Here is a 10,050-nt window from a genome sequence, read left to right on the forward strand (position 1 = left end):
GATGACCACCGGTATCTTCATTCCCGAGCTGGGCCATCTGGCGATGATCCTGGCCCTGTGTTTTTCCATCGTGCAGGCGGTGGTGCCATTGCTCGGCGCCTGGCGTGGCGACCGTTTGTGGATGAGTCTCGCCCAGCCAGCGGCCTGGGGACAGTTCGCGTTCATGCTCTTCGCTTTCGGCTGCTTGACCTATGCGTTCATGGTCGACGACTTTTCCGTGGAGTACGTTGCCAGCAACTCCAACAGCGCCTTGCCGTGGTACTACAAGTTCAGCGCGGTGTGGGGCGCCCACGAAGGTTCGTTACTGCTCTGGGCCTTGATCCTCGCGGGCTGGACTTTTGCGGTGTCGGTGTTTTCCCGGCAATTGCCACAGGTGATGCTCGCCCGCGTGCTGGCGGTGATGGGCATGATCAGCACCGGTTTCCTGCTGTTCCTGATCGTCACGTCCAACCCTTTCGAGCGCATCCTGCCCCAAGTACCGACCGACGGGCGCGACTTGAACCCATTGCTCCAGGACATCGGCCTGATCGTCCATCCGCCGATGCTCTACATGGGCTACGTCGGTTTTTCCGTGGCGTTCGCGTTCGCCATCGCTGCGTTGCTCGGTGGACGCCTGGATGCCGCTTGGGCGCGCTGGTCGCGTCCATGGACCATCGTTGCCTGGGCGTTCCTGGGCATCGGCATCACCCTTGGCTCATGGTGGGCCTATTACGAACTCGGCTGGGGCGGCTGGTGGTTCTGGGACCCGGTGGAAAACGCTTCCTTCATGCCATGGCTCGTCGGCACGGCGCTGATCCACTCGCTGGCCGTCACGGAAAAACGCGGCGTGTTCAAGAGCTGGACCGTACTGCTGGCCATCGCCGCGTTTTCCTTGAGTCTGCTGGGGACATTCCTGGTGCGTTCCGGCGTGCTGACCTCGGTGCATGCCTTCGCCTCGGACCCCGAGCGTGGCGTGTTCATCCTGATGTTCCTGATGTTCGTGGTCGGTGGTTCGCTGACGCTGTTCGCCCTGCGGGCACCCGTGGTGAAGAGCCAGGTCGGCTTCAACCTCTGGTCACGGGAAACCCTGCTGCTGGGCAACAACCTGGTGCTGGTGGTAGCCGCGTCGATGATCCTGCTTGGCACGTTGTACCCGCTGGTGCTCGACGCGTTGTCCGGCGCCAAGCTGTCGGTCGGCCCGCCGTATTTCAACGCGCTGTTCATTCCGCTGATGGCGATCCTGATGGTGGTGATGGCGGTCGGTGTGCTGGTGCGCTGGAAAGACACCCCGGTCAAATGGCTGCTGGGCATGCTGACGCCGGTGCTGTTGGGCACGGCGGCCCTGGCCATCGTCGCCGGTATCGCCTATGGCGATTTCAACTGGGCGGTACTGGCCACCTTCGTGCTGGCGGCCTGGGTGCTGCTGGCCGGTGTCCGGGACATCTTCGACAAGACGCGCCATAAGGGTTTGATCAAAGGCTTGCCGACACTGACGCGCAGCTATTGGGGCATGCAGCTTGCCCACCTTGGCATCGCTGTCTGCGCCCTTGGCGTGGTCCTGTCCAGCCAGAACAGCGCCGAGCGTGACCTCCGCTTGTCGCCCGGTGAGTCGATGGACCTGGGCGGTTACCAGTTCGTCTTCGAGGGCGCCAAGCACTTCGAGGGCCCCAACTTCACGTCTGACAAGGGCACTGTGCGGGTCCTTCGCAACGGCAAGGAAATTACCGTGCTGCACCCGGAAAAACGCCTCTACACCGTGCAGAACTCAGTCATGACCGAAGCCGGGATCGATGCCGGTTTCACCCGCGATCTCTATGTGGCGCTAGGCGAATCCCTGGGCGATGGCGCCTGGGCGGTGCGTGTCCACGTCAAGCCGTTCGTGCGCTGGATCTGGTTTGGTGGCTTGCTCACCGGCCTGGGCGGTGTACTGGCGGCGCTGGATCGGCGTTATCGCGTCAAAGTAAAGACCCGGGTGCGTGAAGCCCTGGGTGTGACAGGAGCCCCTGCATGAAACGTTGGTTGATGGTATTGCCGCTGGCGCTGTTCCTGATCGTTGCGGTTTTCCTCTATCGGGGGCTGTTCCTGAACCCGTCGGAATTGCCCTCGGCAATGATCGGCAAGCCGTTCCCGGAGTTTTCCCTGCCCTCGGTGCAGGGTGACAGGACGCTGACCCGAGCCGACCTGCTGGGCAAGCCTGCACTGGTCAACGTGTGGGGCACCTGGTGCATCTCTTGCCGGGTCGAGCATCCGGTGTTGAACAAGCTGGCCCAGAACGGCGTGGTGATCTACGGCGTCAACTACAAGGACGTCAATGCCGACGCCTTGAAGTGGCTGGCTGAGTTCCACAACCCGTACCAACTGGATATCCGCGACGAAGAAGGCACCCTCGGCCTCAACCTCGGTGTCTACGGTGCGCCGGAAACCTTCTTCATCGACGCCAAGGGCATCATCCGCGACAAGTTCGTCGGTGTGATCGACGAACAGGTCTGGCGCGAGAAACTGGCGGCCAAGTACCAGGCGCTGGTGGACGAGGCCAAGCCATGAAGCGCTGGTTAGCCGCTGCCGTCCTCGGCTTGAGCCTGGCGGGCGTGGCCCATGCCGCCATCGATACCTATGAATTCGCCAACGACGCCGAGCGCGAGCGGTTTCGCGAACTGACCAAGGAACTGCGCTGCCCCAAGTGCCAGAACCAGGACATCGCCGATTCCAACGCGCCGATTGCCGCCGACCTGCGCAAGGAAATCTTCCGCATGCTCGGCGAGGGCAAGGACAACCAGCAGATCATCGATTTCATGGTGGATCGCTACGGTGAGTTCGTTCGGTACAACCCGGCCCTGACGTCCAAGACCGCGCTGCTCTGGTTCGGCCCCGCCGGGCTGTTGCTCGGTGGTTTCGTCGTTATTGCGGTGATCGTGCGTCGCCGCCGGGTCCAGCGCAGCGCTGCCCCGGATACGCTTTCTGTCGAAGAGCGCCAGCGCCTCGACCAACTGTTGGATAAAACCAAGCATGATTGATTTCTGGCTCGCCGCAGGTCTGCTTCTCCTGGTTGCCCTGAGTTTCCTGTTGATCCCCGTGTTGCGTGGCCGTCGCGCCCAGTTGGAGGAAGACCGCACCGCGCTGAACGTGGCGCTGTACCAGGAGCGGGTCGCCGAACTGCAGGCCGAGCGGGAGGAGGGCGTACTTAACGCGGCCCAACTGGACACCGGTCGCGCCGAGGCCGCCCGTGAGTTGCTGGCCGATACCGAGGGCGCCGATGCGCCGCGTGAGTCCCGGCTGGGCAAGCTTTTGCCCTTGCTTGCCGCCGTGCTGGTGCCGGTGTTGGGCCTGGCGTTGTACCTGCATTTCGGCGCCAGCGACAAAGTCGAGCTGACTCGCGAATTCGCCCAGGCGCCGCAGTCGATGGAAGAAATGACCTTGCGCCTGGAGCGCGCTGTGGCCGCGCAACCGGATTCCGCCGAGGGTTTGTATTTCCTTGGCCGGACCTACATGGCCCAGGATCGGCCCGCGGACGCGGCGAGGATTTTCGAGCGCACCGTGGCGGTCGCGGGTCGCCAGCCGGAGCTGTTGGGCCAATGGGCCCAGGCGCAGTACTTTGCCGACGGCAAGAAATGGTCGGATAAGGTCCAGGCCTTGACCGACGAAGCGCTGAAGCTCGATCCCAAGGAAGTGACCAGCCTTGGCCTGCTGGGCATCGCCGCGTTTGAAGGCGAGCGTTATCAGGAGGCGATCGATTATTGGGGACGCTTGCTGGCGCAGTTGCCCGAAGGCGATCGATCCCGTGAAGCGTTGCAGGGCGGGATTACCCGTGCCACCGAGAAACTCCAGGCCGGTGGTGGCAAGGTCGCCCAGGCGCCGCCGGCCAAGGCCGTGGCCTTGCTCAAGGTTCGCGTCGACCTGGCTCCGGCCCTGAAAGCCAAGGTGCAGCCGGGCGACAGCGTGTTCATTTTCGCCCGCGCCGTTTCCGGTCCGCCGGCACCGCTGGCGGCCAAGCGCCTGACTGTCGCCGACCTGCCGGCCAGCGTCGAGCTGGGGGACGCTGACGCAATGATGCCGCAGCTGAAACTGTCGAACTTCCCCGAAGTCCAACTGGTGGCGCGCATATCCCGAGCCGGTCAACCGACCGCCGGCGAGTGGATCGGTCGCAGCCAACCCTTGGCGAGCAGCACCACCGCGCCGCAGCAATTGACCATCGACAGTCCGGACCAATGACAGGAACTCGCACCATGACCGCCATCGCTCGTCTCACCCTGCTCACGCTCGTCCTGGGGCTGAGCGCTTGTGCGGTCCAGCGCCCGCCCGAGCCTTCGGCGCCGCTGCCACCCATACAGCCCTCGACGCCGACCAACAAACCGGCTCCGTCGACCGCGCCCGGCAAACCAGTGACGCCGAACAAACCGGCCAAGCCGCTGCCGCGCACCTCCGCCAGTTTTGCCCCGCCACCGGGTGGCAATAGCCACTGGGATGCCAAGCTCGGGGTCTATGTGCTCGATAAACAGCCCAATACGTTTTACCGCCAGCGTACGTATTACCGTTGGAACAACGGCTGGAGTCGCTCCGTGAGCCCGAACGGGCCGTGGGAAGAGACCACCATCGAAGGCGTGCCGGCTGGGCTCGGGCAGAAGTTTCACTGACGCCGAACTGCGGATTGTTTGTGGCTAGGGGGCAGGCTCCCTCGCCACAGAGGCTGCGTTGTGGCGTCAGTGTGTTGAAGGTTCGACCTGTCATCCCCAGCGTCGTAGAATGCGCGCCTTTGCGAGCCTCATTAGGCAACCGCCTATTTATCGGAGCACCTGACCATGACGACCACCCCGACCGGCGATTACCTGGAAACCCTCTACGAAGGCTACGGCCAACGTTTTCGCATGGACAAGTTGCTGCACGAAGTGCGCACCGAGCACCAGCACCTAGTGATCTTCGAAAACCCGCGGATGGGTCGGGTCATGGCCCTGGACGGCGTGATCCAGACCACCGAAGCCGACGAATACATCTACCACGAGATGCTGACCCACGTGCCGATCCTGGCCCATGGTGCGGTCAAGCGCGTGCTGATCATCGGTGGGGGCGACGGCGGCATGCTGCGCGAAGTGACCAAGCATGTGGGCATCGAGCACATCACCATGGTGGAGATCGACGGCACGGTGGTGGACATGTGCAAGGAATTCCTGCCCAACCACTCCAAGGGCGCCTATGACGATCCGCGCTTGAACCTGGTGATCGACGATGGCATGCGTTTCGTGGCCACGACCCAGGAAAAATTCGACGTCATCATCTCCGATTCCACCGACCCGATCGGGCCGGGCGAAGTACTTTTCTCGGAGAACTTCTACCAGGCTTGCCACCGCTGCCTGAACGAAGGCGGGATCCTGGTAACCCAGAACGGTACGCCGTTCATGCAACTGAGCGAAGTCCAGACCACCGCCGGGCGCTTGCATGGCCTGTTCGCCGATTGGCATTTCTACCAGGCTGCCGTGCCGACCTACATCGGCGGCGCCATGACCTTTGCCTGGGGGGCGACAGATGCCTCATACCGCAAGCTTTCCCGTGAAACCCTGCGCGAGCGCTTTATCGGCAGCGGTATCGTGACGCGCTACTACAACCCCGAGATTCATATCGGTGCGTTCGCCATGCCGCAATATGTGCTGCAGGCGATCAATAAGCCGAGCAACGACTGAAATCCTGGAAGTTATCGCGAGATGCTGTTGTGGCGAGGGGATTTGTCCCCTCGCCACAACAGGCGCTCGACTCGGGTGAGTGGGCGCTTTTGTATTGCCAAATACTCTTTGAACGAAATTTTCACCGGACCTTGCGGACAATCCCACGCGCTTCGAGTTCGGCGGTTAGTTAATGGCTACGCCATGGCCGCTCGTTCAAGTTTCGCGCCTTTGCGAAAGCCCCGGCGCCACATTGGCCTGAAGTAGGGCGCGCCGTTGTTCTTTTGTTCTTCTAATTCCAATAGGTCCCCAAACGACATGGCAATCCAGGACGCCCTGAGCCAGCAGCGCACCACACATCGCCTGCTGCAACCGACCGTCAAATCGCACCTCGCCTATACGTTGCTCTGTGCCTTGGTCATGATGGCCATGCTAAGCCTGCTGCGTGTTGCGTTGCTGGTCTACAACCGCGAGATGATCCTCGATACGCCGGCTTCCACCTTCGTCGAAGCCTTCGCCAATGGCTTGCGCTTCGACCTGCGCCTGGTCGTTTATCTGTGCATTCCGCTGCTGCTGGCGTTGTTCAACGCGCGGGCCATGGCCGCACGCGGATTCTTTCGTTTCTGGTTGACCGTTACCTCCAGCATCGCCCTGTTCCTGGGCTTGATGGAGATGGACTTCTATCGCGAGTTCCACCAGCGCCTCAATGGCCTGGTCTTCCAGTATGTGAAGGAAGACCCGAAAACCGTAATGAGCATGCTCTGGTACGGGTTTCCCGTGGTGCGCTATCTGCTGGCCTGGGCCGGCGGCACTATCATCCTGAGCTTGGCCTTCAAGGGTGCCGACCGCGCCACGCGTCCGCGTGGACCTTTCAGCGGTGGCAGCATCGGCACACGGCAGATCGCGCCGTGGTACGGCCGTGTCGTGGTATTCATGGTCTGCTTGCTGGTAGCCGTGGCCGCAGCTCGCGGTACCCTGCGCCAAGGCCCTCCACTGCGTTGGGGCGATGTCTATACCACCGACTCGAATTTCGCCAACCAGTTGGGCCTCAATGGAACGTTGTCCCTGGTGGCGGCGGCCAAGAGCCGAATGTCCGAAGACCGAGACAATATCTGGAAAGCTACCCTCGAGCAGCCATTGGCCCAGCAGACCGTGCGGAACATGCTGTTGCTGCCGGACGATAAACTCGTCGACACCGAGACGGCCGCTGTGCGCCGCGACTACACCCCGCCGGCCGACAAGACGCTGCCGATCAAGAACGTCGTCGTGATTCTCATGGAGAGCATGGCCGGTCACTCTGTCGGCGCCCTGGGCGCGCCGGGCAACATCACGCCTTACCTGGACACACTGTCCAAGGAAGGCTTGCTGTTCGACCGTTTCTTCTCCAACGGCACCCACACCCATCAAGGCATGTTCGCTACCATGGCCTGCTTCCCGAACCTGCCAGGCTTCGAATACCTGATGCAGACGCCGGAAGGCAGCCACAAACTGTCGGGTCTGCCACAGTTGCTCAGCGCCCGCCAATACGACGATGTGTATGTCTATAACGGCGATTTTGCCTGGGATAACCAGTCCGGTTTCTTCAGCAGCCAAGGCATGACCACGTTCATCGGGCGTAACGATTTCGTGAATCCGGTGTTCTCGGACCCGACCTGGGGGGTGTCCGACCAGGACATGTTCGACCGTGGCCTGATCGAACTCAAGGCCCGGGAAAACGGCAAGCCGTTCTACGCGTTGCTGCAGACGCTGTCCAACCACACGCCGTACGCATTGCCAACGCCGCTGCCGGTCGAGCCGGTCACAGACCGTGGCCGCCTGAACGAACACCTCACTGCCATGCGTTACTCCGATTGGGCGCTGGGCCAGTTCTTCGAGAAGGCGCGCAAGGAGCCGTATTTCAAGGAAACCCTGTTCGTCGTGGTCGGCGACCATGGCTTCGGCAACGAACGCCAGATCAGCGAAATGGACCTGGGCCGCTTCAACGTGCCGATGCTGCTGATCGGGCCGGGCGTCCAGGAGAAGTTCGGCCAGCTCAATCACACCGTAGGCACCCAGGTCGATATCGTTCCGACCATCATGGGCCGGCTCGGCGGGGAAGTGCGCAACCAGTGCTGGGGCCGCGACTTGTTGAACCTGCCGCCGGGCGATACCGGCTTTGGCGTAATCAAACCGTCGGGTAGCGACCAGACCACTGCCCTGATCCACGACGATAAGGTCCTGATGTTGCCGGAGGAAAAGTCGATGGCACCGAAGCTGTTCCGCTACCAACTGGGTGCCAACCCGCATGCAGAGATCATCCAGGATGCACCTGAAACCGCTGAGATGAAGCTCAAGCTCGAGTCGTTCCTGCAAACCGCGACCAAGAGTCTGCTGGATAACACGGCCGGGGTTATTGACGGCCAGCCGGACTGAGAACGGCGGACAATAAAAAAGAGGCCACGAGGGCCTCTTTTTTTTTGCACTTGGTATTTATATCTTGCCGAGTAACAGCAAGATCAACAGCACCACCAAGACTACGCCGATGATACCGGACGGCCCGTAACCCCAACTTCTGGAGTGCGGGAAGACCGGCAGGCCACCGATCAGCAGGAGGATCAGGATGATGATAAGAATAGTGCCCATTGTTGATTTCCTTATTGGTCAGTTCGTCAGTGATGTAACTTTCAACTGCCAGCGCGCATGCGTTAAATCCGGGCGGCTTATCAAATCCGACCGTAACGTCCTGTAAAAAATTCAAAGTTTTTTGTTATTGCCGTAAAGCGTCGCTCAAAGTCCGTCACTTATGCACACGCGACACAAACCCTCCTGCGGTTTGCCCCCGCCATTCAGCACTCTGATGGAACGTGGGTCGGACCGGGTCCTTCGCTACACTCGGCCTATCTCTCCCGGAACAACAAGGCTGTTTCCCTATGCAAAATCGCATGATGATCACCGGCGCCGGCTCTGGCCTGGGACGCGAAATCGCCCTGCGCTGGGCGCGCGAAGGCTGGCGCCTGGCCTTATCCGATGTCAGTGAGCCAGGCCTTCTGGAAACCCTCCGGCTGGTTCGCGAAGCGGGCGGCGACGGCTTTGTCCAACGCTGCGATGTGCGCGACTACAGCCAGCTCACCGCGTTTGCCCAAGCCTGCGAGGAAAAGTTCGGCGGCATTGACATCATCGTCAATAACGCCGGAGTGGCTTCCGGTGGATTCTTCAGCGAACTGTCGCTTGAAGATTGGGACTGGCAGATAGCGATCAACTTGATGGGCGTGGTCAAGGGCTGCAAGGCGTTCCTGCCGCTGCTGGAAAAAAGTCGCGGAAAAATTATCAACATCGCCTCCATGGCCGCCCTGATGCAAGGCCCTGCCATGAGCAACTACAACGTGGCCAAGGCCGGTGTGGTGGCGTTGTCGGAAAGCCTGTTGATCGAACTGGCGCAGCAGGAAATCGGTGTGCACGTGGTCTGCCCATCATTTTTCCAGACCAATTTGCTGGACTCGTTCCGTGGGCCGACTCCGGCCATGAAGGCCCAGGTGGGCAAATTGCTGGAAAGCTCGCCCATCACTGCCGCGGACATTGCCGATTACATCTACCAGCACGTTGCCGAAGGTCAGTTCATGATCCTGCCCCACGAACAGGGGCGTGCGGCCTGGGCCATGAAGCAGAAGAATCCACAGCTGCTCTACGATGAAATGACCTCCATGGCTGACAAAATGCGCGCCAAGGCTCGACAAACCCTGAGTTGACCTGCCTTCCCGGCATCTATCAGGATGGTGCCTTCGTGCCTTCCTGATGGACCGCTTAATGCTCAACTATCTGTGGTTTTTTCTCGCCGCGCTCTTCGAGATCGCCGGTTGCTATGCCTTCTGGATGTGGTTGCGCCAAGGCAAGAGCGCTTGGTGGATTGCACCGGCGCTGCTTAGCCTCACACTGTTCGCCCTTTTGTTGACCCGCATCGAAGCCACGTACGCTGGCCGCGCCTATGCGGCCTATGGGGGTATTTATATCGTCGCGTCCATCGGCTGGCTGGCCGTCATCGAGCGCGCGCGGCCGCTTGCTTCCGACTGGATCGGCGTGGCGCTCTGTGTGTTGGGGGCAGGGGTGATTCTGTTTGGCCCACGATTTTCCGGGCCGTGATTTGGGGGCGATAAACGGTTTTTTGCAGGACATTTCCTTCAGCTACCGGGTTCCCTGGGTGTAGGGGATTACTGAATTAGCGCCAGTGTCTTGTGCCCGGAAAACTGGCCGGGCATGGTCGAGGTCCAGACATTCTTAAGGACAAGAACCATGCTCGTACTAAGCCGCGCTGTAGGTGAGTTGATATCCATTGGTGATGACATTACCGTCCGCGTGCTGTCGGTCAGCGGCAGCACCGTGCGTTTCGGCGTGGAAGCACCACGACACGTCGATGTGCATCGTTCCGAAATCTACGACAAGATCC

Annotated in this window: 11 protein-coding genes; 10 read left to right on the forward strand and 1 reads right to left on the reverse strand. The window is 61.0% G+C overall.

What is annotated here, in order from left to right; translation table 11 throughout:
- The first annotated feature begins 1 nt into the window (after position 1).
- The 7 genes from JZ00_RS20975 (at position 2) to JZ00_RS21005 (ending at position 8,042) form a co-directional block, all read left to right on the forward strand.
- Entirely contained in the window at positions 2 to 1,990 is a 1,989-nt protein-coding gene (locus JZ00_RS20975) for a heme lyase CcmF/NrfE family subunit (protein ID WP_039593063.1), read from the forward strand.
- The gene (locus tag JZ00_RS20980; protein WP_039593062.1) at positions 1,987 to 2,523 is read left to right on the forward strand and encodes a DsbE family thiol:disulfide interchange protein; all 537 of its coding nucleotides are present in this window, start codon (positions 1,987 to 1,989) and stop codon (positions 2,521 to 2,523) included. Before JZ00_RS20975 ends, JZ00_RS20980 begins: the two co-directional genes overlap by 4 nt.
- Complete coding sequence (locus tag JZ00_RS20985; RefSeq protein WP_039593061.1) at positions 2,520 to 2,993, forward strand: cytochrome c-type biogenesis protein; 474 nt, start codon at positions 2,520 to 2,522, stop codon at positions 2,991 to 2,993. The genes JZ00_RS20980 and JZ00_RS20985 overlap by 4 nt, the downstream gene beginning before the upstream one ends.
- On the forward strand, positions 2,986 to 4,188 hold the full coding sequence (gene ccmI, locus JZ00_RS20990; protein WP_039593060.1) for a c-type cytochrome biogenesis protein CcmI: 1,203 nt from the start codon (positions 2,986 to 2,988) through the stop codon (positions 4,186 to 4,188). Before JZ00_RS20985 ends, ccmI begins: the two co-directional genes overlap by 8 nt.
- 14 nt (positions 4,189 to 4,202) lie before the next feature.
- Complete coding sequence (locus tag JZ00_RS20995; RefSeq protein ID WP_039593059.1) at positions 4,203 to 4,610, forward strand: hypothetical protein; 408 nt, start codon at positions 4,203 to 4,205, stop codon at positions 4,608 to 4,610.
- A gap of 165 nt (positions 4,611 to 4,775) precedes the next feature.
- Entirely contained in the window at positions 4,776 to 5,651 is an 876-nt protein-coding gene (gene speE / locus JZ00_RS21000) for a polyamine aminopropyltransferase (protein WP_039593058.1), read from the forward strand.
- 297 nt (positions 5,652 to 5,948) lie between these two features.
- Entirely contained in the window at positions 5,949 to 8,042 is a 2,094-nt protein-coding gene (locus JZ00_RS21005; protein WP_039593057.1) for an LTA synthase family protein, read from the forward strand.
- A gap of 57 nt (positions 8,043 to 8,099) precedes the next feature.
- On the opposite strand, the gene JZ00_RS30395 is transcribed toward JZ00_RS21005, so the two are convergent.
- Entirely contained in the window at positions 8,100 to 8,252 is a 153-nt protein-coding gene (locus JZ00_RS30395) for a DUF3309 family protein (RefSeq protein ID WP_018606531.1), read from the reverse strand.
- 287 nt (positions 8,253 to 8,539) lie between these two features.
- Between JZ00_RS30395 and JZ00_RS21015 the strand changes: the two genes are divergently transcribed.
- From JZ00_RS21015 to csrA, 3 genes are all read left to right on the forward strand, one after another.
- The gene (locus tag JZ00_RS21015; RefSeq protein WP_039593056.1) at positions 8,540 to 9,355 is read left to right on the forward strand and encodes an SDR family oxidoreductase; all 816 of its coding nucleotides are present in this window, start codon (positions 8,540 to 8,542) and stop codon (positions 9,353 to 9,355) included.
- Positions 9,356 to 9,413: 58 nt separating this feature from the next.
- Positions 9,414 to 9,746, forward strand: a complete 333-nt coding sequence (locus JZ00_RS21020; RefSeq protein WP_039593055.1) for a YnfA family protein — start codon at positions 9,414 to 9,416, stop codon at positions 9,744 to 9,746.
- Positions 9,747 to 9,896: 150 nt separating this feature from the next.
- A partial coding sequence (csrA, locus tag JZ00_RS21025; protein WP_039593054.1) for a carbon storage regulator CsrA occupies positions 9,897 to 10,050 on the forward strand: 154 nt, incomplete at its 3' end.

The organism is Pseudomonas frederiksbergensis, from assembly GCF_000802155.2.
Taxonomy (GTDB): Bacteria; Pseudomonadota; Gammaproteobacteria; order Pseudomonadales; family Pseudomonadaceae; genus Aquipseudomonas; species Aquipseudomonas frederiksbergensis_A.

Excerpts from the sequence above, each read along its gene's own strand:
- JZ00_RS20975 (WP_039593063.1), top strand. The coding sequence starts at position 2 with ATGACCACCGGTATCTTCATTCCCGAGCTGGGCCATCTGGCGATGATC.
- JZ00_RS20980 (WP_039593062.1), top strand. The coding sequence starts at position 1,987 with ATGAAACGTTGGTTGATGGTATTGCCGCTGGCGCTGTTCCTGATCGTT.
- JZ00_RS20985 (WP_039593061.1), top strand. The coding sequence starts at position 2,520 with ATGAAGCGCTGGTTAGCCGCTGCCGTCCTCGGCTTGAGCCTGGCGGGC.
- ccmI (WP_039593060.1), top strand. The coding sequence starts at position 2,986 with ATGATTGATTTCTGGCTCGCCGCAGGTCTGCTTCTCCTGGTTGCCCTG.
- JZ00_RS20995 (WP_039593059.1), top strand. The coding sequence starts at position 4,203 with ATGACCGCCATCGCTCGTCTCACCCTGCTCACGCTCGTCCTGGGGCTG.
- speE (WP_039593058.1), top strand. The coding sequence starts at position 4,776 with ATGACGACCACCCCGACCGGCGATTACCTGGAAACCCTCTACGAAGGC.
- JZ00_RS21005 (WP_039593057.1), top strand. The coding sequence starts at position 5,949 with ATGGCAATCCAGGACGCCCTGAGCCAGCAGCGCACCACACATCGCCTG.
- JZ00_RS30395 (WP_018606531.1), bottom strand. The coding sequence starts at position 8,252 with ATGGGCACTATTCTTATCATCATCCTGATCCTCCTGCTGATCGGTGGC.
- JZ00_RS21015 (WP_039593056.1), top strand. The coding sequence starts at position 8,540 with ATGCAAAATCGCATGATGATCACCGGCGCCGGCTCTGGCCTGGGACGC.
- JZ00_RS21020 (WP_039593055.1), top strand. The coding sequence starts at position 9,414 with ATGCTCAACTATCTGTGGTTTTTTCTCGCCGCGCTCTTCGAGATCGCC.